Here is a 25,707-nt window from a genome sequence, read left to right on the forward strand (position 1 = left end):
GCCAGCGAGGCATCACTTCAGCTGAAGCCGATTCATCAGGTCGTACAAGGTCGGGCGGCTGATGCCCAGCAGTTCGGCGGCGCGCACCATGTTGCCGTCGGTGCGTGCCAGGGCCAGGATGACCGCTTGGCGCTCGGCTTGCTCCCGCACGGTGCGCAAGTCCAGCAGGTCGGCATCCGGGGAGGGTTCGAGGTCTTGGCGCAAGCCGAGATCGGCCGCCGTGATGCGGTCCTCCTCCGCCATGATGACCGCGCGCTTGAGCATGTTCTGGAGCTCACGCACATTCCCGGGCCAGCGATGCGCCTCCAACGCGCGCACCGCATCGTCGGCAAGCGTCGGCACTCGGCGCCGCATTTCCGTCGCAAACCGCCGCGCGAACGCATGCGCCAGCAGCACCGGGTCTCCCAACCGGTCCCGCAGCGGCGGGATGTCCACCACGATCTCGGCGAGGCGGTAGTAGAGGTCCTCACGGAAGCGGCCCTCCGCGATACGAGCCTTCAAGTCCTGGTGCGTTGCACCCACGACGCGAACGTCGATCGGGATCTCCTGCCGGCCACCCACGCGCTCGATGACCCGCTCCTGCAGAAAGCGCAGCAACTTGGCTTGCAGCGGCATCGGCAGGTCGCCGATTTCGTCCAGCATCAAGGTGCCGCCATTGGCCGTCTCGATCTTGCCCAGCGTCGACTTGGTGGCGCCGGTGAAGGCGCCGCGCTCGTAACCGAAGAGCTCGCTCTCCAGCAGCGTCTCGGGAATCGCGGCGCAGTTGATCGCGACAAAGCGCCCCTTGCGCTTGGACGCATCGTGCAAGCCCTGCGCCAGCACTTCCTTGCCGGTGCCGCTTTCGCCCAGCAGCAGCACGGTGGCGTCGCTGCGCGCGACCTTCTCGATCATGCGGCACACGCGCTGCATCCCGGGGTCACGCGTGACCAGCCCGGTAAAGACATCGCTGCCCTGCTGCATCTGCAGGCGCCGGTTCTCCTGCTGCAGCTCGTAGAGGCGGTAGGCCCGCTCGACGGTCAGCGCCAGCACATCGGGGTCTACAGGCTTGGCCAGGAAATCGTAGGCGCCCATGCGGATCGCCCGCAGCGCGTTGTCCTGGTCGTTCTGCCCGGTCAGTACGATGACCTTCACCGCCGGGTCAAGCTCGAGCAGCTTTTCCAGGCACTTGAAGCCCTCGGACACCGCATCCCGGTCGGGTGGCAGGCCGAGGTCCATCGTCACGACGGCAGGGCTGTGACGCCGAAATTGCAGCACCGCGCTGGCGACATCATCGGCCGTGACCGATTCGAAACGGTCCAGCGACCATTTCAATTGTTTTTGCAGCGCCAGGTCGTCTTCGACGATCAGCAGCGGCGCATGGCGTGTGGTGTTCATCGGACGTCGAGGACGGTCAGCGGTGCTTGCGTCTGCGCATGGAACAAGGGCAACAACAGGGTCACGGTGGTTCCCCGGTTCAATTCACTCTGCACGCTGATCTTCCCTCCTAGTTCCTGAATGTATTGATAGCTCTCGTGCGCCCCGATGCCCATGCCTGCGGCCTTGGTGGTCTGGAACGGCTTGAAGAGCCTGTTCTGGATGAAATCCTCGCTCATGCCGCAGCCGCTGTCTTCCACACGAACCCGTGCCTGACTGCCCTCGGCATCCAGCACGAGGCGCACACGGCCAGCCACGGGCGTGGCGTCGAAGGCGTTCTGCACGACGTGTCCCAGCACGCGTTCGACACGCTCGGCGTGCCCGCGCGTGCTCACGCCCGGCTGAAGTTCCAGCTCCAGCGCCCGCCCCTTGCCGGCAGCGGCTTCGGCCAGCCGCCTGGCAATCTGCTCCAGGTCGACGCCACTGGTCACACCGTGGGGCTTGTCGCCCTGCCGCAACTGAAGCATGAGCTGGCGCATCTTCTCGAGCGAGTTCTCCACGGTGTCCAGCATGTCCTGCTGGAACTCCGGGTTGTCGCGCAGCCGCTTGGCGTTCTTCATCATCAGCGACAGCTGCGTGACGATGTTCTTGAGGTCATGCACGACGAACGCCGACATGCGATTGAAGGCATCGAACTTGCGGGCCTCCAGCAGCGCTTCGGTGGCTTGCGCCTGCGCCAGATAGCCGGACGCCTGGCTCGCCGCCGTGCCCAGCAGGTCACGCACCTCCCAGTTGAGCTCGACGACGGTCCGCGGTCTGCCCAGCACGGCAAAGCCGATGAGCGCCTCATGAACCAGGAGCGGAACGATCAACCAGCAACGCGCCTCACCAGTCAACCAATCAGGCAGTTCGAGCCCCGGGTAGGCCTCGGGTCGCGCGCGCCACTGCTCGACGTCGATGATCCATGAGCGCCGGCTCAGAAACGAAGCCAGCGATCCATCGCGAGGCTCTGCGCCAACCTGGGCCGGCAGATTCCAATGCGCGACCTGCGTGAAATCTCCGTCGGCGGCGCGCTGCAGCCACAGCATGCCCGATGGGCTTTCCACCAGATTGCACAGCGCCCGCACGGCCGTTTCGGCCGTCAGCTCCGGCTCGACACTGCCAGCCAGCAGGCGCGTGAAGCGCAGCCACTCTTCACGGTAGTCGTAGCGATAGCTGAAGAAGTTCTTGCTGATGTAGACACGCAGTCGGGCGCGCATCGCGCCCGAAGCCAGCAGCAACGTGAGCAGCACCAGCGCCACGAACACGAGCGCGACGGAGAGCGCCCGCCCCCACTGCCCGCCCGTGAAGCGCACGTAATAGCCGACGCCGGCAACAACCAGCAGATAGCCGCCGATCAGCAGCAATGCTGCCGAATGAAAAATCGCCGCTCGCGAGACGTGCAACTTGCCTCGCCAATCGCCCTGGCGACGGGACGCGACGAACAACAGCGGCACCGCCACCGCATGAACCAGTGAACGAACGCTCACGGTGTCGCCATCGAAGCTCTGGAACAGCGCCGCCTGCGAGCCGACGAACAAATCGAACATGAAGATACCGCCCAGGCCGAGACAGAACGGCTTGGCGTTCCAGCGCGCATCGACTTCGGCATTGCGCAGCACCTGCTCGACGAGAACCAATCCCATCACCGCGAGCCCAAGCGCCCCAAAAGCGCGTGCGCGATCCAAGGTATCCACCGGCAACCATTCCGACGACACGATGAGCGCCAGCTGGCATGCGACGACCAGCCCGACCACCGAACGCACCCGCGCCAGACTGTGCCGCTGCGGCGGCGGCAACAGCATCAGCAGGAAGGCGAACCACAGTCCCAGGCGCACCACGTCAAGACCAGGAACGATCCACGAGGGCAGCCGGTCAGACCAGTGCCGCAGCCCGTCCCACAAGGAGAACCCCGCCCACAGGGCGCTGCCAGCCAATGCAGCCAGGAACAGCACCGCCAACGCTGACATGGGGACCAGACCACGCGCCAGTCGCTGGGCGAAGTAGACCGCCAGGACGCTGTACGCCGCGCAGCAGACCAGGTCGCCGACAGCATTCAAGGACGCGACGGAAGCGAGTGCCTCGAGCGCGGCTCCCAGGTCTGATGACGCAAGTTCAGAAGCTGGCATGAGAGGTCGAGACAGGCCGCAAGCCAGCTGGCGTCGATTGGCGCGCCCGCCCCAGCGCTAGACGGTCAGCGCGCACCCTTGCCAGTCAACACGACGGCGACTGTTTCCAGCAGGATCAGAAGATCCAGGAAGAGGGAATGGTTCTTGACGTAGTACAGGTCGTACTGAAGCTTTTCGACCGAATCCTCGATCGTCGACCCGTATTCATAGCGCACCTGCGCCCACCCCGTCACACCAGGCTTCACGCTGTGGCGAACGGCGTAGTAGGGAATCTTGCTGATCAATTCGTCGACAAAGAACTGCCGCTCAGGCCGCGGCCCGACCATGCTCATTTCCCCCCACAGCACATTGAAGAGCTGCGGCAACTCGTCGATACGCACCTTGCGGATGAACCGGCCGACACGCGTCACGCGATCGTCGTTCTTCGTAGCCCAGCGCGGCTTGCCATCCTTCTCGGCATCGGTCCGCATGCTGCGAAACTTGATGACCTTGAAGGGCACACCGTTCAAGCCGACTCGCTCCTGACGATAAAGCACCGGCCCACGCGACTCCAGACGGATGATCACCGCTGTCGCCAGCATGATGGGCCAGGTGACCGCCAGGATCAGTGCTGCGAAAACGATGTCGCAGACACGCTTGATCGCCGCGCGCAGCATGCCCTGGCTGAAGCCGTCCCCGAAGACCAGCCAGCCCGCATTGACATGCTTGATGTTGATCTGCGCAAGTGTCTTTTCGAAATGCGTGGCAATGTCGACCACGCGCACGCCAGACAACTTGCAATCCAGCAGCTGGCGCAGGGGCATGCTGCCGCCGCGCCGCTCGCTGAGCGCCACGACGATTTCATCGACGTTGTGACGCAGCGCGGCCTCGGTCAGGCTGCCGCCATCGTTGATGATGTCGGCCGGCGACACCTCATGGAGCTCCTCGTTGGGCCCGGCGTAATAGCCCACGATCTGCGCATGCGGATCGGATGCTCGAAGCGTATTGCCGACAGCACGTGCCGCAGGCCCGGTACCGAAGATGAGAATGCGGCTGCGCAAGCGTGCTTGCGCACTGGAGTGCGCCGCATAAACCCGGTGCACCATCACGGCAGCTACCGCCCCCATCGCGACGAGAGTCAGGAGATCGCGATGGCTGGTGTTCGACGGCACCAGGCTGAAAATCGCATAGGCCAGCGGCAAGCCGAAGAGCAGGCCGAACAGCGCCCGAGCGCAGGACTCGGTCACCGAGCGGTTGTGGACATGTTGGTAGAAGCCTGTCGCTGAATTGATGACGAACATGCAACCGGCAAGCGACAACCCATGAGACGCCGCGAAGGGCAGCACGGTCTGCGCCGACTCCCCCTGGCTCAGCACCACGGCAATGACGGCAAAAACAATCAGGCCCAGATCAAAAAAGACCTGAAGCAAGGTTTGCCTGTGCAGGTAATGGTTGAATATCCGAATCATTTACATCCCCGACCACGTCTGCTGGGTGTATTTCCTACCTGTATCGACCCTCGATGAACAATCCCGGCTCACGACCCTGATTTCGTTCACTCCGATACAAAGGTTGCAACAAAACCCCTATACAACAAACCGGCGACTACGGCGCAAATACCCCTGACAGCCCCCTGCTTGCCGCAGCAATAAACAGCACGACCCAGCTTCGATCGCGCCGGCATCATGCCGGCGCCATTCAGCGTTGAAAGCCCCCCGTTTGCAGGGGGGCTGCCCCTTGAATCCGCCTCTCCTTAACGCATCGATCCACCCGATCGCGCCCCGGTCATTTTCACGTGCCTGCGAGTAGACCCGATAACGTGCGGCACGCCCACGCTGCGAGCCAACAAAGCGTGCGGACCGCACGACGGCTCATTTCAACTGTTCAAGCGGGGCTTTGCAGCGCGGGACGCTCGCGAAGGTTTCACGCCGCCGAAAAATCAGTTTTCAGAAAATAATTGTAAATATCAACATCGCAGCAGCACCGCAGCTGACACCTTGCAGCCTGGCCATATGAAAAAACCCGCCGACAGCAGGTTCGGCGGGTTTGATATTGACACTGAGAGACGACACCAGCGGCCGTCTCAAGCCGATTGGCTCAACGCACGACGGCGATCTGCTCGCGGTTGCCAGCCTTGTACGTGTAGAGGGTCAGCGCGCCATTCTTGATGTCGCCCTTGCCGTCGAAGGCGATCAGACCCGTCACGCCCTTGTAGTTGGTCTTGGACAACTCAGGGAGGTACTTGGCCGGATCGGCGGACTTGGCGCGAACCATCGCATCGACCAGCACATTCACGGCGTCGTAAACATAAGGCGCATAAATCTGCACGTCGGTGTTGAACTTCGCCTTGAACTTGGTGCGGAAGTCATCCATGGACTTCTTGGCCTCGCCCTCCACGCCACCCGCCTCGGCGCAGACAACCTGGCCATCGGCCATCGTGTCGCCAGACAGCTTGGGCAGCGCGCCCGTGCAGATGCCGTCACCGCCCATGAACTTGGCTTCGATGCCCAGTTGCTTCATCTGGCGCAGCATCGGGCCGGCCACGGCATCCATGCCGCCGAAGAACACGACGTCAGGCTTCTTGGCCTTCAGCGTGGTCAGGATGGTCATGAAGTCGACCGACTTGTCGGTCGTGTGTTCCGTACCAACAACCACGGCGCCCTGGCTCTTGGCGCCCTTCTCGAATTCCTTGGCCACACCCTGACCGTAGGCGGTGCGGTCATCAATGATGGCAACCTTCTTGGCCTTCAGCGTCGTCGCGGCATAGCGCCCCAGCGTGCCACCGAGTTGGCCGTCATTGGCCACCACGCGGAACGTTGTCTTCAGACCGCGGCTCGTGAACTCGACAGCCGTTGCAGACGGGCTGATCTGCGGGATGCCAGCGTCGCTGTAGATCTTGGAAGCAGGGATGGAGGTACCAGAGTTCAGATGCCCCACAACGCCATTGACCTTGGAGTCCACCAGCTTGGAGGCGGCTGCCGTGCCCTGCTTGGGATCGGCGCCATCGTCTTCGGCCAGCAGTTCGAACTTGGCCTTCTTGCCGCCAATCATGACGCCCTTGGCGTTCAGTTCTTCGACCGCCATGCGGGCACCCATCTCGTTGTCCTTGCCCAGGTGGGCAATGGCACCGCTGGTGGGCCCGACGTGGCCGATCTTCACGACCAGCTCCTGGGACATGGCCGCGCCGCTGAGCAATGCGGCCGCTGCACCCACCAACACATTCAATTTGACTTGCATGGATCGACTCCGGTTTGGAAGAGGAGAGAGAAAAGAGACAGGCAACACTGTTGAGGTTTCAACGAATTGACCATATCCCAAATCACTGCCCCGACTCATCCGGGAAAGCGTGGTTCTTGGCAGCAAAGCGACGCTCAGCCGGCGGCCGAGAAGTGATCCAGCTTGGCGCCCGTCTGCTGATAGGCGCGGTAGCGTGTGCGACCCGCCTGCACGAGCGCGGGGTCGCGGCCCACCACCTCCAGAATGCGCTCAAACTCGAAGGCATCCCCGGGCAGGTCGGGAGCCAGGTTCAGCAGCAGGCCGCGGTGCGGCAGTACGGCCGCATCGGCCACGAGCAAGACCTCACCGGGCATCGGCGGCGTGACGCCGTCCCAACGCCGGTGAGGAATGAACTCGGCCGCATCAAAACTCCACAGCAGTTCGTCGAGCCGCGCCATCTGCGCCGGCGGCACGCGCACGCCCACCGGCTTGCCCGCCGCCAGCGCACGCCGGACCAGCCGGCAGGCAAAGTGCAACGGATCAGCCGCGTCGCTGTAGAAGCTGACCTGTTGGACCACTACTTCGCCTGGCCCAGCACGAAGTGGGTCAGCAGGCCGACGGGCCGGCCGGTCGCACCCTTGGCCGCGCCGCCCTTCCATGCGGTGCCCGCGATGTCCAGGTGACCCCAGCGGTACTTGCTCGCAAAGCGCTGCAGGAACTTGGCCGCCGTGATGGAGCCGCCCGCGCGTCCGGCGATGTTGGGGACGTCGGCAAAATTGCTCTTCAGGCCCTCGGCGTACTCGTCGTCCAGCGGCATGCGCCAGCATGGGTCGAGCACCGCGTCGCCAGCGGTGGTCAACGCGTCGGCCAGTTCGTCATCGCTGGCATACATGCCGCTGCGCACACCGCCGAGCGCGATGACGCAGGCGCCCGTCAGCGTCGCCACGTCCACGACGACGGCAGGCTTGAAGCGCTCTGCATAGGTCAGCGCATCGCACAGGATGAGCCGGCCTTCAGCATCGGTGTTCAGGATCTCGATGGTCTGGCCGGACATGGACGTCACGACGTCACCCGGCTTGACCGCCCGGCCGCTGGGCATGTTTTCGCAGGCCGCAACGATGACGACGAGGTTCAGCTTGGGTTTGAGTTCGGCGACGGCTTTCAGCGTGCCGATGACGCTGGCCGCGCCGCCCATGTCGAACTTCATCTCGTCCATCTCGGCGCCGGGCTTCAGCGAGATGCCGCCCGTGTCGAAGGTAATGCCCTTGCCGACAAGCACCACGGGTGGCACGGTCTTGGCCGCGCCGTCGTAGCGGGCGACGATGAAGCGCAGCGGTTCGTCAGAGCCCTGCGCCACGGCCAGGAAGCTCCCCATGCCGAGTTTCTCGACGGCCTTGCGGTCCATCACTTCGACCTTCAGGCCATGCGTCTTGCCCAGGCCCTGGACGACCTCGCCCAGATAGGTCGGCGTTGCATAGTTGGCCGGCCGGTTGGCACATTCGCGCGCCAGCTCGATGCCGGCGGCGATGGACTCACCACGCACCAGCCCCGACTTGGCGGCCTTCTGGTCTGCCTTGCCGACGAGCAGCGCCAGCTTGGCCAGCTTGGGCGCTTCCGGGGCGCTGGGCTTGGTGTAGCGGTAGATGTAGACGGCGTCGCTGCCGGCGATGGCGGTCTGCTCGGCAAGCGACTCGATCAGCGCCGCATCGAACCCGGCGAACACGACGGCCGCGTTGACGACGCCGCGCGACTTGACCTGCCCGAGCCCGGCCTGCAGCGCATTGCGCGCCGCCGCCAACGTTGCCTTGCCGCTGGCCACCAGCACCAGGCGCGCGGCCTTGATGCCATCGACGTGCGTCAGCGTGAGCGCCTGCCCGCCCTTCAGCGCGAAATCGCCGAGCTTGATGGCAGCCTGGGCCTGCTTGGCCACGGCGGCGTCCAGGCCCTGGGGCAGCGTGTCGCCGCCCAACACCACGATCAGAGCGTCCGCACCCACGGTAGCGAGAGCATTCAACTCTGCGGCTTGAACCTTGAAGTCCATAATGACTGGAAGTAGAAAGAAGTGCGTTTGATGTTATTCGATTCATCCACGCGATCAGAGTTGGCGAAGAGCTTCGGGGTCACGCTGGTGGTCATCCTGACCATCGTGCTCACGCTGACGCTGATCAAGATGCTGGGCCAGGCCGCCGGTGGCAACGTGGCGCCGCAGGACGTCGTGCTGCTGATGGGCTACACGACCATCTCCAACCTGGCCGTCATGCTGACGCTGTCGCTCTTTCTCGCCATCGTCATCACGCTCGGCCGCCTGTACCGCGAGTCGGAGATGACGATCTGGTTCGCCAGCGGCATGCCGCTCAAGCGCTTCGTGCGGCCGGTGCTGCGCATGGCCTGGCCCGTCCTGGCCGCCGTCGTCGTGCTGGAACTCATCGTCTGGCCCTGGGGCAATCAGAACAGCGCCGAGCTGCGCGACCGCTACCAGAAGCGCAGCGACCTGTCGCGCGTGGCGCCCGGCCAGTTCCAGACCTCACGCGACGGCAGCCGCGTGTTTTTCATCGAGCGCGACGGCGACAACGCCGCGACGGGCCGCAATGTCTTCATCCTCGCCAACCAGAATGGCCGCGAGTCCGTGACCACCGCATCGCACGGCCGCCTCGAGATGGAAGACAACGACCGCTTCCTCGTGCTGAACCACGGGCAGCGCAACGAGACCCAACTCAAGACCGGCGAGAAAAGCCTCGCCCGCTTCGAGCAGTACAAGGTGCTGACCGACACGCAGGTGCTCGCCAGCGGCAGCCAGTTGCCACCCAAGGCGATGGCGACGCTGGACCTGCTACAGCCGCCATCTGGCAACACCCCGGCGGATCAGGCGGCCTGGCGCAAGAACATGGGGGAGCTGGCCTGGCGCTTCGGGATGATTCTGGGCGCCGTCAACATGGCGCTGCTGGGCGTGGGCCTGTCAGCCTCCAACCCTCGCCGTGCAAGCAACTGGAACCTGCTGTTCGCGCTGCTGGCCTTCGTCGTCTATTTCAATCTGATCAATGTGTCGCAGTCCTGGGTGAATAACGGGCGCACCACGCTGCCGCGCGCATTGCTGGGCCTGCACGGCGGCGCCTTCGTACTGGCGCTGGCCATCATCTGGCTGCGTGACAACGGCAACCGCCTCTGCCTGCGCCGGCGCACCCCGGCGGTGACCGCATGAGAACCGTCCGCACCCTCCTCTACAAGGACATCGTCGGCTCCGTGCTGCTGGTGTTGCTGGGCTTCCTGGCCCTGATGTTCTTCAACGACTTCGTCGAAGAGATGGACCGCATGTCGCGCATCGGCGCGGGTGCCGGCAAGGCCGCGCTGTTGGCCGCGATGGAGATCCCGGGCAACTTCTACACGCTGTTCCCCATCAGCGTGCTGATCGGCTCCATCATCGCGCTGGCGCGGCTGGCGCAGAGCAGCGAGTTCACGATCCTGCGCACCGGGGGCCTCGGGCCGGCTCGCGCGCTGGGGCTGCTGGCGCGGCTGGCCGCACTCTTCGCGGTGCTGACCTTCGTCGTGGGCGATTACGTCACGCCTGAATTCGAGCGTCAGAGCGACGACATGCGAGCGCGTTTCACGCGCAGCGCCAACCCGCCGCAACGCGGTGCCTGGCTGAAGGACCATGCCTACATCGACGGCCAGGAGCGCAGCTATTCGGTGAAGGTAGGCCGCGTGGGCGCGGGCGGCGAACTGGGCGACGTGCGCATCTACGAGTTCGACCCGCAAGGCCGCCTGATCACGCGCACCGAGGCCAGCAAGGTGGATGTGGACGGTCAGGGGCTGTGGCACCTCCAGCAGGTCAAGCGCACGATCTGGGAGCCACTGACGGACGTGGCCAGCGGCGCGGTCGGCGACGTGGTGGTCAAGGAGCAGCAGTTGCCGCAGTCGACCTGGCAAAGCTCGCTGCATGCGGGCGTGATCGCCGCGGCCGTGCTGCCGGCGATGTCCATGTCGACGATGGAGCTGTACCGCTACACGGAGCACCTGTCAGCACAGGAGCAATCCGCCCAGGCCCACAACATCCAGTTCTGGCGCAAGGCGCTCTACCCCTTCGCCTGCTTCGTCATGGTGGCCCTGGCACTGCCGTTCGCCTACCTGCACGGCCGCTCCGGCGGCATCAGCCTCAAGGTGTTCGGCGGCATCATGCTGGGCATCAGCTTCGTCGTGCTGAGCAACGTGGCCAACCACCTGGGCCTGCTGAAGAACTGGACACCCTGGGTGGCGGCCGCCGTGCCCAGCCTGCTCTACCTGGGCTTGTCGATGGCGGCCTTCGCGTGGCTCGTCCGGTACCGCTGATGGACGGCCTGCTGCTCTTCGCCCATGGCGCACGAGATCCCGCGTGGGCCCGTCCGTTCGAGGCCGTCGCCGAGCGCCTGCGTGCTGCCCGGCCAGGCACGCCACTGGCGCTGGCCTACCTCGAATTGATGTCGCCCGGCATGGAAGACGCTGCGGCAGCACTGGTCGCTGCCGGCTGCACGCGTGTGCATGTGCTGCCCCTGTTCCTCGGCACAGGCGGGCACGTGCGGCGCGATGTTCCCTTGCTGCTGGCGGCCCTGGCCGAACGTTTTGGCAGCACCGTCGAATGGCGGCTGCATGCGCCGCTGGGCGAGCAGGACGCCGTGCTCCACGCGATCACGCAGACCTGTCTCAGCGTCCTCGAATGAGCCTCTCCGTCCACGCCCACGCCGGCGCCGCGGGCTGCCTTGCGGTGGCGTGCAGTCACGCCTGTGCAGCCCACCGCGCGCCACCGACATGAACCTCCACCAATTCCGCTTCGTCCAGGAAGCCGCCCGTCGCAACCTCAACCTGACCGAGACGGCCAAGGCGCTCTTCACGTCGCAACCCGGCGTGTCCAAGGCCATCCTCGAGCTGGAAGAAGAGCTGGGCGTCGACATCTTCTCGCGCCACGGCAAGCGCCTGCGCCGCATCACCGAGCCCGGCCAACAGGTGCTGGCCTGCATCGAGATCATCCTGCGCGAGGTCGCCAATCTGAAGCGCATCGGCGAGGAGTATTCGCGCCAGGACAGCGGCACGTTCTCCATCGCCACGACCCACACGCAAGCCCGCTACGTGCTGCCCGCGCCGGTCGCGCAGCTGCGCAAGACCCTGCCCCAGCTGCGCATCAGCCTGCACCAGGGCAGCCCCGACCAGGTCGCCCGCATGCTCATCGACGAGACCGCCGACCTGGGCCTCGCCACCGAGTCGCTCGCGCAATACCCCGAGCTCGTCACCCTGCCCTGCTACGAATGGCAGCACGTCATGGTGGTGCCGCGCGAGCATCCGCTGGCCAGCGTCGAGCGCATCAACCTCGAACAACTGGCCGCCGAGCCGCTGGTGTCCTACCACCCCAGCTTCACGGGCCGCACGCGCATCGACAAGGCCTTCGCCGCGCGCCATCTCACGCCTAACATCGTGCTGGAGGCCATCGACTCCGACGTCATCAAGACCTATGTGCGCCTCGGCATGGGCGTGGGCATCGTCGCGGAGATGGCGATGCGAGAGGAGCCCGCGCAAAGCGACCTCGTCGCCCGCCCGCTGGGCCCGCTGCTCGGCAGCAACGTGACGCGCATCGCCTTCAAGCGCGGCGCCTATCTGCGCAACTACGTCTACAGCTTTGCCGAGCTGCTGGCGCCTCGGCTGAGCCGCAAACTCATCGAGAAGGCGATGAGCGGCGACGCCGACGACTTCGAGCTGTAGAACGGCAGCCGCCGCTCAGACACCGCCCAATCGCGAATCCAGCGGCAGCATCAGATCCACCTGGTCGCCGCGTTGGCCGGCCTCGAACAAGTCGCGCGCCACGCTGTAGAGCATCAGCAGATCGCGGAAGGCCGGCAGCTCGAAATGCGGGACGCCGGGGCCACCACCACGAGCCACCAGCTCCTGAACCAGGCGCAGCGCCGCTGACGGGTCGCTCCAGACCACCTGCAGATGGGCGATCACGCTGGTACAGGCATCCAGGCCACGCCCACGCGACAGACTCAGCGACCAGGACGGCGCCTGGATGCGGAAGCGCTGCTCGTACTGCCGCGTCAGCTCAGCAAACACTGGCTGGTCACCACGCTGCTGGCAGATCTCCATCAGCATCAGGTAGACCATGGCGCCGGCATCACCCTTGATCAGTCGGTTGGCCAGCAGATCAGCGGCGGCATCGTGCTGACCCAGCAACTGAAGGAAATCGGCCTGCTGCTGCAAGTCCAGCAGTTCTGCCGCCACACCGGGGTCGACCGCCTCCAGGGCCGGCCCGAGGTCCTGGGGCGCCGGCGCCCAGGGCATCGGCTGGGGTTGCGGGCGCGTCGAATTCGGCAGGCCTTCATCCGGCGCGACGGAGAACGCGAACCCAGCTGAAGCCTGAACCGACGTTGCGCCGCCCTCGGTCGCATGCACCGTGCGCCAATGGGCCGCATCGCGGCGCGAGCGCTCGTCAAACCAGCGGCTGCCATAGAACGCCGCCGCCCCGGCCAGCAGGCCCAGCGCCAGTGTCAGCAGCCAGGTCAGTGGATCCTCATACGGCGGCACAGCGCCGGGCTCCGACGCCGCCATGGCCGGCGCGGAGGCTTCGCGCGCCACGGCCGGCACCGCCGACGCCGATGCCACGGCTGTCGCGGCCGAGGCGGATGCCGATGCCGGTGCTGCAGCCACCGCCGCAGCTGCGGAAGCCGCGTTGGCACGGGCCCGCACGCGCGCTTCCAGCTCAGCCCTCAGTACAACGACGCTCTGCTCCAGCAGCGTGATCTGCGCCTCGAGCTCGGGCGAGTACACCTCGTCAGCGCCATTCGCGGCGTCGGCCGAGGGCGGGCGCGGTTTCGGCCGGCCGGCTTGCACCGTTGGCGCCTCCAGCACGAGCCGCGGGCCGGCGGCCTGCGGCTTCGGGCGAGATCGTTGTCGGCTCGCCGGCGAGGCGGCCGACGCGGCACGCGCAGGTGCCGAAGCTGCCATAACCGCGGCGGGTGGCACGGTGGCTGGCGCAACGAGTGGAACGACGGATGGCACGGCGCGCGGCACGGGGTACGCCATCGCCGGCGCGACGCGCTGGGCGTCGGCCGAGTTGGCCGGCTCGATCACGACCTGGAACTCACGCGTCAGCTGCACCGGGCAACCCACGGCCAGCGTGACGCGCAGCGCCGGCGCTGCAATGGGCTCGAGGCTCTGCAGGCGGATTTGCTGCCTGCCCGGCTCGCCTTCGAGCTGCGTGCGCAGCAGCCCGGCAGGCACGCGGGCCTCCCCGGCCGACACCTCCGCGCGCACGCAGCGCTCGGGCACTCGTTCGCCCGGCGCGAGGCTGAGCGGAAAGCTGAGATCCAGTGGCTTGCCCAACGGCGAGTGGACCTGCGGCCGCCCCAGGCCCATCGCCTGGGCATTCAGCGACAACAGACCCAGCGACAGCGCCACGGCGGAAGCAAGGACGACCAGCAACGTCGGGCGCGGGGCCGAGGAAAGCATTGACGGCGAAAAGCTAGCGGTACAGTTGAACGAGGGGAGACGGCGCGGACGACTCTAGCATGGGGTGCGCAGCTGGCCGCTGCACAATGCGCCAGCCATGAACGCCCTCGCCCTCACCCCCGAAGAGCGCCAGCAGATCGACCAGGGTCCCTGGTTCTCGCGGCTGTCCGAGTCGCTGCGCCAAGACATCCTGCAACGCGCCTTCGTGCGCCGCCTCCCTGACGAGACGATGCTGTCGCACCGCGGCGAACCGGCAGAGGAATGGTCGGCCGTTGCCAAGGGCGCGGTACGCGTCAGCTCGGTGTCGCTGGCCGGCAAGCAGATCTCGCTGACCTATGTCGAGCCGGGCACCTGGTTCGGCGACATCGCCTTGTTCGACGGTCTGCCGCGCACACACGACGCCTATGCCCACGGCGAGACCACGCTGCTGTGCGTGCGCAAGGCCGACTTCCGCGAGCTGCTGCAGACGCACTCCGAGCTCTACGACGCCCTGCTGCGACTGAACTGCCGCCGGCTGCGGCTGATGTTCGACATGATCGAGGACCTCAGCACCCGCCCGCTGGCCGCGCGACTGGCCAAGCAGGTGCTGCTGCTGGCCCGCTCCTACGGCGTGCAGGAGGGCGACGAAATCCGCATCGGCCTGCAACTCGCGCAGGAAGACCTCGCACAGCTGCTCGGCGCCTCGCGCCAGCGGGTCAACCAGGAACTCAAGGCCTTCGAGCGCGAAGGCGCCGTGCGCGTGGAGCCCACGCGGCTCGTCGTGCTGAGCCGCGACAAGCTGCTGGCCGCGGCCAGCCGTTGAAAACCCTGCGTTGACGCCCCCGGCGCGCGTGCGGCGCCGCCGCCAACAGGCCTGACGCTGGCGCGACAACACGCGTCAGCACTGGCCCGCAGAATGCGCGCATGGACGCATTCACCGGCACCCGCCCCCTCTCCCAGCCGCTGGACACCGCCGCCCTGGGCGCCTGGCTGAGCGCCCATGTGGACGGCTTCGAAGGCCCCGTCACCGTCGAGCAGTTCAAGGGTGGCCAATCCAACCCGACCTACCTGCTGACGACGCCCGGGACCCGCTACGTCATGCGCAGCAAGCCGGGGCCGGCGGCCAAGCTGCTGCCATCGGCGCATGCCATCGAGCGCGAATTCCAGGTCATGGGCGCACTGGCTGGCACCGACGTGCCGGTGCCGGCCATGCGCGCGCTGTGCGAAGACGAAGGCGTGATCGGGCGGGCCTTCTATGTCATGGAATTCATGCCGGGCCGCGTGCTGTGGGACCAGGGCCTGCCGGGCCTGAGCCAGGCCGGGCGTGCCGCGCACTACGACGAGCTGAACCGCGTCATCGCCGCACTGCACCAGGTGGACGTCAACGCGGTGGGCCTGACCAGCTACGGCAAGCCCGGCAACTACTTCGACCGCCAGATCGCCCGCTGGAGCAAGCAATACCTCGCCTCCGTCACCGACGCCAACCCGGCCATGGACGCCTTGCTGGACTGGCTGCCGGCGCACATCCCCGCGTCGGCCCGCGACGAGCGCGAGGTGAGCATCGTCCACGGCGACTATCGGTTGGACAACGTCGTCTTCCACCCGACCGAGCCGCGCATCATTGCCGTGCTGGACTGGGAGCTGTCGACGCTGGGGCACCCGCTCGCGGACTTCAGCTACCACTGCATGAGCTGGCACATCACAACCTCGGGCGCCGCCCGCGGCCTCGGTGGGCTGGACCTGGCCGCGCTGGGCATTCCCGCAGAGCGCGACTATGTGCAACGCTATTGCGAACGCACCAACCGGGCGGATGTCGGTGCCGTCATGGCGGACTGGAACTTCTACCTGGCCTACAACCTGTTCCGCATTGCGGCCATCGTGCAGGGCATCGCCAAGCGCGTCGTCGACGGCACGGCGTCCAGCGCGCAGGCGGTGGAAACCGCCAAGAGCGCCCGGCCACTGGCCGAACTCGCCTGGCGGTTCGCCCAGCAGGCGTAGCCGCCCCCAGCCTTCAGAGATCGCCCGGGCGGCTCGAAGGCATCCAGGCAAACGAGGTTGTCGTGGGCCAGGCGCCGGAGTCCGCCAGCCGGCCGCTCACACGCATCGCGGCATGCGCCGCAGTCTCCAGCAGCCGCACCAGCGCCTGCACCTTGGGCTGATCGGCCTCGGTCATCTGCGTGCGCAGATAGACATTGCCCCGCATGCACATGAGCACGAAGGGATGGCCCTCGGGCAGCAGATCCTCGCTGGCCTGCGTGAGTGCATCACTGAGTTCCCCATCCACCCACGCCGCGGTGACCTCCTTGGTCACGCCAAGCACGCCATAGCGCTGGCGAACGAGCGCTGAGGCCGCATTGGTGAACTTCGGGAACATGACCAGCCAGCGCATCTCCTCGGGCGTGTCCATGTCGACGCGCGTCTTCAGGGTGTCGGTGTAGGCCTCGAAGACGACGCGCTCCAGCTCCTCCATCAACGAGCGGCACAGCACCATGGTCTGCATGTCGGGGTGCACCCCAACCTCACAGCGCATGCGCAGCTCGGTGCCGGGCAAGTAGTTGCGCTGCGACACCCCCCACTCCACGCGCAAGGCGCCGACAGACGCGTCAGGCTGCTCGATAAGAAAACCATCGCCATCCCGGCTCAGCGTGAACGTGCCGCCGCGCGCTTCTACCCACTCCTGGATCGGGCGCCACCGCGCGGCGTTGGCGCGGGTCACGAGCCAGTGCTTGACTTGCTTTACGAGCATGGGTCGAGAGAATGAAAAAGATTGCCGTTACAGGCGAGAAATGATCGAAGTGTATGCATGACCTCAGCCGGCACGCACATAAAGTGCGCCTCCCGGCGGCGAACGTGCCCCCGCCCGGTTCCGTCCTTCTACCTCAGCGCGGGCAGGCCGTTGTCCCCTTCATTGCCCTGAATCGCCACGGCTGATGTCGGCCATCATCGCCCTGGACGGCCGCGACGGCCAGATCATCGCGCCGTTCGAACACGGCTCCGTCTTGTCTTGTCTTAGCTCGCCGGTTGGCACGGGGCGGATGACAAAGCATGGCAAGCGTCATTTGGACAACAGCACGTGAACCAGCGCTGAGCATCAAGGTGGGCTGAGGTGCTGGGCCCAGGTGGCGTGAGCCTGGCTGGTCAGCTCGGACTTCCAGCCTTTGTTGGGATCTCTTGTCAGCGCATTGCCCACACCTGCCAGACCGGTGACCAGCAGGCCGTTCCATTGCGCCTTGAACAGCGCCATCGCCTTGCGGTTCAGCGCCTCGGCTTGGGTCTTTTTCGCGGGGCCCGAGGCAATCTTCCGCGTCGCTGCAGCGCGCTGGCGCTTCGTAGCCTTGCTGGACCCGAAGAACTGGCCACCCAGTTCCTCGCCCACCGCCGCAAACAGGTTGCTGCGCCGCACATGCGCGTTGACCTCGTCGACGGTCTTGCCAGAGTCCGGCGCGCGGCCGACCACCGAGAAGTTGGACGCCAACTTCCCCGCCGATGCCGACGCACGCAAACCCGCAGCCGGCATGGCCACGGTACCGCCGATTTCCGCGCCATCAGCCCGGGTGTCCAGGGATTCGCCCTTGTCGGCCAACTTCTGGGCCTCCTTGATGACATCCGACAACGCGACCGGCTGATGCGCGGCGTCGTGCACAGCCGACTTCAGCCAGATGGCAGACAGGCCCTGCCCACCCGACTTCAGCGCCGTCATCCTGGCCTTGCCGAAGCTAGCCATGCGCTTGCCCAGGTCGGGATGAACCGTCTTGATTGGCGTGGCAGCTGCCTCGAAAAACTCGCCCATAGCGCCCAGCAGGATTTTCTGCGGCACGTGATGAGATTCGCCTTTGGCCCTCCTCACCTTCACGGGCTTGGGCACCGTGTGCGTGCCAACGGCCCATTCCGCCGACTGCTTGCTGATCTTGCCCTTCTTGGTCGGATTGGCCTTGTAGGACCAAAAGAATTCAGCCCCCTGCTTCTCCACGCTCAGCGACGTGAACACCGGATGCGCCCGCTTCACTGCCGCCATTTCCTCGTTGAGCACATCGGATTCCGCGACGCCATCGGCGTACTTCGCGGCCACCGCCTGGATGGCCAGTTCGCCCGCATCGATCTTCTTTTGCTTGTCCGGGTCCAGGCTCTTGCTACCACCGCCAAACAACTTCTTGACGACCCCGACGATCTTGGCGATGACCTTGTCGATCGCCGCATCCACCTTGGCCTGCACCTTCTTGATGAAGCCCTGGATCTTCTCGCTGATGCCCGACAGCCCGAGCAACCGGGCCAGGAAGCCGATCAGGACCGGGATGGCCGAGGCCAGGGCGGTCTCGATGCCCTTGATGGCGCCGCCGATCGCGCCCGTTGCGATCGCGTGCACGGAGTTGATGACCGCCTCGACCAGCGCCATGATCTGCTGCGCCTTCTCGATGACGAACATCACCACGTTGTAGATCGCAAGGATGGCCTGGATGATGGCGCCGGCCGGGTTGAACATGGACACGATCTTGGTGATGGCCTGCTTGACGACGGTCTCGATGAGCCAGTCCTGAATCGCACCAATGACCATGTCCTTCAGGCTGGACAAGTCCTCCTTGACCTTCTCCCACAGAGCCGCCACGCCGCCCTGGAACAGCGCCTGCACATACTCGGCCACCTTCTCGATGACGGTCACGGCCGTCTCGCCGATGAGCTTGACGGCCTTGGCGCGCAGCTTGGGATAGGTGATGCCCAGCACGTCCAGCACGAGCTTGAACACCGACATGATGCTGAGGTCAGCCGGCAGCGCGATGCCCATGGCCGCCAGTGAGCCGAGCAGCCACTTGAAGAACCCGTCACGCAGGTGCTTGCCGATGGCACCCAGGAAGGCGTTGAAGCCGCCCTTCACCGCAGCGATGAGGTTGCCGAGGAAGCCGATAGGGTCGTCCAGGATCAGCTGAATGGTCTCCATGCCCTTCTTCAACAGGCCCAGCAGCTTGGCCTTGAACTCCATCAGCGCCTTGACGATCTCGCCCAGCTTGTCCAGGAAGCCCGACATCAGCCCCTTGTTCTCCTCCTGCATCTGCTTCAAGGCCTCGTCGGCCTTGTCGAAGGCCTCCTTGTATTTCTGGGCCAGGCCGGCGGCGATCTCGTTCTTCTTGCTCTCGATGCCCTCTTCCAGCTCCTTGAAGCGATCGTTCACCGCCGTCTCGGCGGCCTTGCCGGCGGCCTGCAGGTTGGCGGGCAGGCTGGCCACATAGGCCTTGATCTCGGCCTGGCCCGCGGCCACCTCGGCCTTGGCCTCGGCCAGCCGCTTCTCCACCAGCGCCGCCACACGGTCGATCAACGCATCCATGGCCCGCGTGAACACCGCGCGGCCCTGCGTGTAGAACACGTTGACTTCGTCGGGCAGGTTCAGCACCGCGTCCCGCAGCCAGCGCGCCAGGCCCACCAGCGGAATGCTGAGGTAGCGGCGCACCTTGTAGTCGAAGAGCAGGTCGTCGACATAGGTCTTCATCTGCGCGATGGCCGCATCCACGCCGGGGTCGAAGATGGCCGACACCTCGGCGTCCAGCCCGCCCAGCTTGGTCTCCACGCGGGTCTTGGTGCGCGTGTAGATGCCCTCGACGGTGGCCGCCACCTTGGCGCGCTCGGCCTCTTCCTTGGCGGCCTGCTGCTGCTGGCGGGTCAGCACCTTCGCATTGCCCGCGCCTTTGCGTCCGGCCATCAGCAGCGCGCCCGCACGCGCATTGCCCGCTGCCTGTGCGCCAGCCTTGGCCAGCACGCCGGCCTCCTTGGCGCGGAAGGCGGCGGGCGCCTTGTCTGCCTGCGCGGCCACCTTGCCCTTGGCGTCGGCCACGGCCGTGAAGCGGGGGTCGTTGGCCTTGGGCAGGCTTTCGGGCTTGATCTTCTCGTCCTTCAGCGCCTGCTCGGTGTCCTGCTTGGTCTCCTGCAGCGACACCTCCTGCGCCGTGGCCGGCAGCGGCATGGCCTGGCCACCGGCGATGGGCGGCGCAACAGCGCCGGGCTCGGCCGGCAGCGGCGTGGCGGGCTGCTCCGGAATGGCGCCGGCATCGGGCGGCTTCTTCGTTGCCTTGTCGACCGGCCCGGTCGCCGCCTCCTTCTGCTGCGACACGCCACCGCTGGCCGCGCCCTTCATCTGCCCCTGGGCGCCGCCGCCCATGAACTTCTCGGTGTCGCCCAGCGTCTTGGGCATGGCCTTGTCGATCTCGGCGCGCAGCAGCGCCTTGAAGGACGTGGGCGCTGGCTTGGGCGCGGGTGCTTCCTTCACCGCGTCGACGACCTTGGCCTTGGCGGCGGCCAGGCGCTCGTTGGCCGGCGGTTTTGTTGATTTGCTGGCTTGCTTGGCTTTAGTCGCTGCCGTGGGGTGTTGCTTGAGCTTGGTCGCTGCCGACTTGGCCTGTTCGGCGACGGCGACGAAGCGGGGGTCGCTCTTGGGCTTGGCGACGCGAGGGGCGAAGGAGCGGGGCGCGAGCATGTCAGCAGCTTGATTGCTTTTGCGAAGAACCTGTTGGACGCGGTGCTGTGTTGCCGGGACTCCCGGCAATGCACCGAGCAAACACACGCCCGGCAAAAGCAATCAAAAGGCCAGACCCGCGCAACACGTCACAGCCCCTTCAACGGGCACAACCCGCCACTGCGCCGGTACTCCCTCTGCAACGCATCGAGCAACAGCTCGGCGCCCACGACGCCGTCGCGCGACAACGCGGCCGACACCGCATCCAGCACCACATTGCGCACCTGCCCCCCCGCCAACGTGCAAGCCTCCGCCACCGCCCCCAACTGCGCGGCGGTCAGCCCATGGTCCTCCGGCAGATGCGCCGCCCACAGCCGCAGCCGCTCGCCCACCTCCGGCGCGCGGAACGGGATGACGAAATCGAAGCGGCGCATGAAGGCCGAGTCGATGCGCGCCTGCGCATTCGTCGTCACGAGCACCAGGCCCTGGTGGCTCTCCAGCCGCTGCAACAGGAAGTTGGTTTCCAGGTTGGCGTAGCGGTCGTTGCTGGACCCGACCTCCGTGCGCGGCGCGAGCAGCGCGTCACCCTCGTCCAGCAACAGCATCACATCCAGCGCCTGCGCGGCCGACAGCAGCCGGTGCAGGTTGCGCTCGGTCTCGCCGATGTATTTGCTGACCACGGCCGACAGGTCCAGCCGATACAGCGGCAGCCCCAGCTCGCAGGCCAGCACCTGCGCGGCCAGCGTCTTGCCCGTGCCCGACGGGCCGGCCAGCAGCGCCCGCACGCCCGCATTCAGACGCGCAGCAAACGCCGCCGGCAGCGCAGCGCGCAAGCGGTCGCGCTGCTGGCAGCGCGCCGCCAGCGCAGCCAGGTCGCGGGCCAGCCCGTCATCCAGCACCAACGCCTCGCGCGGGGCCTGCGCCGGGTCCAGCCGCTGCGCCAGCCGGGCCAGCCCGGCCGCGCCACCGGCAAGTGCGGCGTCACGCAGGGCCGCCTCGTCGCCCGACTGGGCCTGCATCAGCGCCCGGTGCAGGTGGCCGCAGGCCAGGTGCAGCCGCGCCGCCAGCCCCGCCGCGTCCGGCAGACCGGGCCGGGCCTGCTCGATGAGCGCCAGCCGCTGCTCGAACGCCGGCAGCGGCAGCGAGACCACCAGCGTCTGTGCCGGCAAGCCCTCCAGGCCGTCTTCGTCAGCGGCCACCACCGCGAAGTCCGACACCAGCGCAGGCAGCCGCAGCGCCTCACCGGGCGAGGCCTCCACGCGCAGCAGCGGCAGCGCACCACACAGGGCGGCCAGGGCCGCCAGCGTGACCGGCGCGGCGCTACCGGCCTCGAGTCGGCATTCGAGCACCGGCCGCCCCTGCGCGCGGGCCAGCGCGGCGACGAGGCTGCCACGGCCGTTGTGCTCCGCGCCCCGCACCAGCAGCGGCTGGCCAGGCTGCCAGCGCGCCAGCCGCTCGTGCGTGGCATCGGCAAGCACCAAGGCCTCCAGCGCCGGGGCGGCCTCGGCCGAGCGCAGCCGCAGGCCTGGTGCGGGCTCATCGAACGGCTCGCCACGCAAGGCCGCCCAACACGCCTCGTCAACCTCAAAGCGCTGCGCCGCACGCGACTGCCCGGCATGCTCGGGCTTCAAAACGCCGGTCAGCAGCAACGCCCGCAGCGCCGGCCTCAGCCCCTGGCCGGGCAACGTGCCGAAGGCCTGCTGCAGCCAGGCCGGGCCCGGCTGGCTGCCTTCATCGCCCAGCACCTGGTTCATCGCCTCGAACAGCGGGCCGAAGCGCCGGTCCTCCTCGGTCAACCCGTGCACCAGCCACAACTCCACCGCCTGCTCGGGCCAATTGCGCGCCAACGCGGCCAGCCGTGGATGCGGCGGCGCCTCATCGGGCAGGGCCTCGAATGCCGCGACATACCCCAGTGCGAAATCGAAGCGCGCCTCGACCTCGTCGTCGCCCAGCAGCTCACGCGCATGCAGCACGACGCGCCAGGCCGCCGCCAGCAGCAAGGCGCGCAACGCCGTGGCGGCCTGCGGCCAGAGTTCGGGGGAGGGATCGGCCCGCATCAGCTGTGAAAGACGAAACGCAAGCTGCAGCCCGAGGCCGGCAGCCAACCCGGATCGCGGTCCAGCCCGGCCAGCCGCCAGGCCACGTCGTGGCTGGCGAGGTCGAACTCCGCCACCCACTCCGCCTCGCTGAGCCACAGCTGCGCGGGTCGCGGCAGCACCAGCGCCCGCGCGAACGCCCAGGAGCGCCGGCCCAAGCGCCGCGACAGCCGCCGGCGCAGACCGCGCGCGTAGGCCGCCAGCCACTGCGGCCAGGGTGCCGCCGCCACCCCAGGCGCAGCCGGCATGTCGACGGGCGGCGGTGCAGCGGCGCCGCGCTCGGCCAGCACCAAAAGCAATGGATCCGGCGGCAGCCGCCAGGCGGCGGCCAGCGCGGCCAGCATGGCCCACAGGGGCACGGGCAGCCCGGGGTCGCGCGGGCGGGTGAAGTCCGGGTACAGGCCATCCTCCAGCAGCGCATTCACGACGAAGAGCAACGGTGCCACATGGCTGTGCAGCGCCTGGGGCCAGGGCCATGCCGGCAAGGCGGCGTCGGCAGCGGCCGGCTGCAATCCCATCGCAGCAGGCAGATCGGGCGGTTGCGGCACCCGTGAGCGCGCGGCCGTCGGCGCCGCCGGCGCCGGGCCCTGCGCGTCGTGCGGCGCCTGTGGCTCCGCTGGCAAGGCTGCTGCGTTGCCCAGGGCGTGCGCCGCAACGCCCGGCGGCCTGGTGGCCTCGACGGGCGCCTGCGCCGCAACCGGCTCGCGCCACCCCCGGGTGCTCGGCGGCGACAGCGCGCCGGCCCCGCTGGGGCGAGGGCGAACCGGGCCGTCTGGCGCCTCCTGCGGCCTTGCGGGCCGCTGCATCGGTGCTGGCGCCTGCGGCGCCGGGCCTTGCAGCGGCTCGCCTGGCTGCGGCGCGGCCGCCGCCGTGGCCCGCTCAGGCGGCAATGCTGCGGCAGGCGCGGCAGTCCGTTGGCGGGGCCGCGACCCTGCGCCGGGCAGCGGCGCGACCTCACGCGCCCGCCGAGCAAGGACGCGCGGCGCATCGGTGCGCGCAAGGTCCGGCACGTCGGCATCGACACCGGCATCGGCTCCGGCGGCGAGCGGGGCGGCTGCACCCGCCTGCTGTGCCGACACGCCCGGCGGCAGCCCGGCCACGGCCATCAACGGCGGCTGCTGCGCAAGCCCTTGCGCGGCGGCGGCCGTCATCGGCCCGCCCGCCGGCAACGGCGCAGCCGCGGCCGGGCCCCGCCAGGCCGCGACGCTCGACTCCGCAGCGTCCAGCGCCACCAGCGCCCCGCCCTGCCCCAGTTGCCTCAGCAGGCGACGCGTGGCGGACTGGGCGTGCGGACGCGCGTGCCAGGCCGCCGCAGGCTGTGGCCAGGCTCGTCCCAGCAGGCCGCGCCACCACCAGCGGTCCAGCGCGCCGGCCTGGGCCGCCAGCGCGAGGCAGGCCAGCATCTCCGCCTCGTCGGCAAACAGCACGGCGGGGGCGGAATCCGGCACCGCGCCGAGCGCCGGGCGCGCCGCCTGGGCCAGCGCCTCGGCCATCTGCTCCCGCCCCGCACCGATCCACGCGTGGCGCCCCGCCACGGGCAGGGCGTTCAGCAGCGCGGCTGGCGGGGCCTGCAGGCGCAGCCGCCGCATCCACAGCAAGGCCTGCGGCGGCAGCCCGCGCGGCACGGCGTCTTCCAGGTCGGCCACCAGCGACTGCAGCGCCAGCCGGGCCCCGACCGGCTGCGCGTTCGGGGGCAGCTGCGCCGTCAGGCGCTGGATGGACAGGGCGGCGGGCATGTCAGCGCTTGCGCCGATTGGGCGCCTGCGTGAGTGCCGATGCGGCGGCCGCCAGCGCATCCGCACTCGGCCCCCCGGCCGGATGCCGCCGCCCGGCGGCCAGCACACGCCCGGCCGCCGAGGCCACGCGGGCCGACGTCTGCTCTGCGCCCTCCCGGGCCACGCTGCGCTGCGCGTCGCTGAGCGTGCCGACGCTGGTGGCCACCGCCCGCAGCAGCAGGCGGTCCGCATGGCCGTTGAGCTGCGCCAGATACAACGAGGCCCCGCCGCGCAGGACCGGCTCGCCCTCCCACCCCTCCACCAGCGCGCGGGCAAAGCAGGCGCGGTCCAGCAGGTCGGCATACAGCGGCACCTCGGGCAGCACTGCGCGCACGCGCTCCAGCTGCGCGGCGGTCAACGGCAGCGCGGGGGGCAGCCAGGTGACATCGTCCGCCGTCGTGGCGGGTTCGGACAGCTGTGCGAGGAATTGGGCGGCCAGGGCCTGCATCTCCACAGGCCAGCCCTGCGGCCACATCGCGTTGCCCGCGCTGCCCGGCGGCGGCGCCAGGCGTCGGCGCGCGCTGTCGGTGTCTATCCACGCCGGCACCGCACCGCCGCCCAGTTGCAGCAAGGCCAGCGGCAGCTCTTCAGCCGTCAAGCCGGGCGCGGCCGCGCAGCCGTCGATGCGCTGACGCATCCACCAGCCCACGCGGGCCGCCCCTGGCACCGTGGCAAGCCCGAAGCCCGGCGACAGCAGCGCCACGGCCAGCTCGTTGCGCGACAGGCCCGAGGTGGCGACCACCTCGATGAGCCGGGCGCGCACCGCCGGCTGCTGCGTTCGGCGGTTGCAGGCCCCCACCTCGCCCAGCAGCGTGGCGGCCCGCCCCTGGCCGCTCCACGCGGGCGTGAGCGTCAGCAGATGCAAACCCGCCGAGGGCTGGGCCTCGGACAGGCCCGCCGCGCAGTTGCCAAAGCCGTTGAAAGAGGCCCCCTGGGAGGCACTGCTGAGATCCAGATCGAGGTTGCCGATGTCGATGACCGCGCCGGCCGCCGTGACCCCCAGGCCCGCCGCGACGTGCACGACGCTGCTGCCGGCGCTGCCCATCACCGTCAACCCCTGCGCCACACCGCAGCCGATGAGCCTTGCCAGACGGCGCTCGGCGTCGTCACGCGCGGCCTGTTCCCGTGTGAGGTCCTCGGCGCTCAGCAGCCGGCCGTTGAAGAAAGAGCTGCGCGGCTCGCCCTCGACCGCGACGACCTGGTTGAGGCGGGCGTTCAGAACGCTGGCCATGGCC

19 protein-coding genes are annotated in these 25,707 nt (G+C 67.9%); 7 read left to right on the forward strand and 12 right to left on the reverse strand.

The genetic code is table 11. From position 1 onward, the window contains the following. Positions 1–12 precede the first annotated feature (12 nt). The 6 genes from prsR to ACG00X_RS13330 form a co-directional block, all read right to left on the reverse strand. The gene (gene prsR, locus ACG00X_RS13305) at positions 13–1,374 is read right to left on the reverse strand and encodes a PEP-CTERM-box response regulator transcription factor (RefSeq protein ID WP_394488667.1); all 1,362 of its coding nucleotides are present in this window, start codon (positions 1,372–1,374) and stop codon (positions 13–15) included. Then, positions 1,371–3,452 carry an XrtA/PEP-CTERM system histidine kinase PrsK gene (gene prsK / locus ACG00X_RS13310; RefSeq protein WP_394488668.1) on the reverse strand — a complete coding sequence of 694 codons (2,082 nt, stop codon included), beginning with the start codon at positions 3,450–3,452 and terminating at the stop codon, positions 1,371–1,373. The genes prsR and prsK overlap by 4 nt, the downstream gene beginning before the upstream one ends. Positions 3,453–3,586: 134 nt before the next feature. Beyond that, a complete protein-coding gene (locus ACG00X_RS13315; RefSeq protein WP_394488669.1) occupies positions 3,587–4,969 on the reverse strand; it encodes a TIGR03013 family XrtA/PEP-CTERM system glycosyltransferase in 1,383 nt (460 codons plus the stop codon). A 628-nt stretch (positions 4,970–5,597) separates the two neighbouring features. Further along, a complete protein-coding gene (locus ACG00X_RS13320) occupies positions 5,598–6,737 on the reverse strand; it encodes a branched-chain amino acid ABC transporter substrate-binding protein (protein ID WP_394488670.1) in 1,140 nt (379 codons plus the stop codon). 134 nt (positions 6,738–6,871) lie between these two features. Beyond that, positions 6,872–7,294 (reverse strand): DNA polymerase III subunit chi, encoded by a 423-nt coding sequence (locus ACG00X_RS13325; RefSeq protein WP_394488671.1) that lies wholly within the window; start codon positions 7,292–7,294, stop codon positions 6,872–6,874. Further along, a complete protein-coding gene (locus ACG00X_RS13330) occupies positions 7,294–8,757 on the reverse strand; it encodes a leucyl aminopeptidase (protein ID WP_394488672.1) in 1,464 nt (487 codons plus the stop codon). Before ACG00X_RS13330 ends, ACG00X_RS13325 begins: the two co-directional genes overlap by 1 nt. 30 nt (positions 8,758–8,787) lie before the next feature. Between ACG00X_RS13330 and lptF the strand changes: the two genes are divergently transcribed. From lptF to ACG00X_RS13350, 4 genes are all read left to right on the forward strand, one after another. Then, on the forward strand, positions 8,788–9,915 hold the full coding sequence (lptF, locus tag ACG00X_RS13335; protein ID WP_394488673.1) for an LPS export ABC transporter permease LptF: 1,128 nt from the start codon (positions 8,788–8,790) through the stop codon (positions 9,913–9,915). Next, entirely contained in the window at positions 9,912–11,039 is a 1,128-nt protein-coding gene (lptG, locus tag ACG00X_RS13340) for an LPS export ABC transporter permease LptG (protein ID WP_394488674.1), read from the forward strand. The genes lptF and lptG overlap by 4 nt, the downstream gene beginning before the upstream one ends. Beyond that, positions 11,039–11,407, forward strand: a complete 369-nt coding sequence (locus ACG00X_RS13345) for a sirohydrochlorin chelatase (protein WP_394488675.1) — start codon at positions 11,039–11,041, stop codon at positions 11,405–11,407. The genes lptG and ACG00X_RS13345 overlap by 1 nt, the downstream gene beginning before the upstream one ends. 88 nt (positions 11,408–11,495) lie before the next feature. After that, positions 11,496–12,440, forward strand: a complete 945-nt coding sequence (locus ACG00X_RS13350) for a CysB family HTH-type transcriptional regulator (protein WP_394488676.1) — start codon at positions 11,496–11,498, stop codon at positions 12,438–12,440. 15 nt (positions 12,441–12,455) lie between these two features. Here ACG00X_RS13350 and ACG00X_RS13355 read toward each other — a convergent pair whose 3' ends face one another. Next, entirely contained in the window at positions 12,456–14,183 is a 1,728-nt protein-coding gene (locus ACG00X_RS13355; RefSeq protein WP_394488677.1) for a type IV pilus assembly protein FimV, read from the reverse strand. 97 nt (positions 14,184–14,280) lie between these two features. On the opposite strand from ACG00X_RS13355, the gene ACG00X_RS13360 reads away from it, so the two are divergent. After that, positions 14,281–14,985 (forward strand): Crp/Fnr family transcriptional regulator, encoded by a 705-nt coding sequence (locus ACG00X_RS13360; protein WP_394488678.1) that lies wholly within the window; start codon positions 14,281–14,283, stop codon positions 14,983–14,985. Positions 14,986–15,086: 101 nt separating this feature from the next. Then, positions 15,087–16,160, forward strand: coding sequence for a phosphotransferase (locus ACG00X_RS13365; protein ID WP_394488679.1), 1,074 nt, complete (start codon positions 15,087–15,089; stop codon positions 16,158–16,160). Between the two features lie 13 nt (positions 16,161–16,173). On the opposite strand, the gene ACG00X_RS13370 is transcribed toward ACG00X_RS13365, so the two are convergent. Beyond that, a complete protein-coding gene (locus ACG00X_RS13370; protein ID WP_394488680.1) occupies positions 16,174–16,908 on the reverse strand; it encodes a hypothetical protein in 735 nt (244 codons plus the stop codon). A 184-nt stretch (positions 16,909–17,092) separates the two neighbouring features. Between ACG00X_RS13370 and ACG00X_RS13375 the strand changes: the two genes are divergently transcribed. Next, positions 17,093–17,239, forward strand: coding sequence for a hypothetical protein (locus ACG00X_RS13375; protein ID WP_394488681.1), 147 nt, complete (start codon positions 17,093–17,095; stop codon positions 17,237–17,239). A gap of 14 nt (positions 17,240–17,253) precedes the next feature. Here the strand turns inward: ACG00X_RS13375 and ACG00X_RS13380 are convergent, their stop codons facing one another. From ACG00X_RS13380 to ACG00X_RS13395, 4 genes are all read right to left on the reverse strand, one after another. Beyond that, complete coding sequence (locus ACG00X_RS13380; RefSeq protein ID WP_394488682.1) at positions 17,254–20,622, reverse strand: phage tail protein; 3,369 nt, start codon at positions 20,620–20,622, stop codon at positions 17,254–17,256. A gap of 128 nt (positions 20,623–20,750) precedes the next feature. Beyond that, the gene (locus tag ACG00X_RS13385) at positions 20,751–22,658 is read right to left on the reverse strand and encodes an ATP-binding protein (RefSeq protein WP_394488683.1); all 1,908 of its coding nucleotides are present in this window, start codon (positions 22,656–22,658) and stop codon (positions 20,751–20,753) included. Beyond that, on the reverse strand, positions 22,658–24,433 hold the full coding sequence (locus ACG00X_RS13390; RefSeq protein WP_394488684.1) for a hypothetical protein: 1,776 nt from the start codon (positions 24,431–24,433) through the stop codon (positions 22,658–22,660). The genes ACG00X_RS13385 and ACG00X_RS13390 overlap by 1 nt, the downstream gene beginning before the upstream one ends. A 1-nt stretch (position 24,434) precedes the next feature. Continuing rightward, the gene (locus tag ACG00X_RS13395; protein WP_394488685.1) at positions 24,435–25,703 is read right to left on the reverse strand and encodes a hypothetical protein; all 1,269 of its coding nucleotides are present in this window, start codon (positions 25,701–25,703) and stop codon (positions 24,435–24,437) included. Positions 25,704–25,707 lie beyond the last annotated feature (4 nt).

Origin of the sequence: Pelomonas nitida, from assembly GCF_043555975.1 — a bacterium.
GTDB lineage: Bacteria > Pseudomonadota > Gammaproteobacteria > Burkholderiales > Burkholderiaceae_C > Pelomonas > Pelomonas nitida.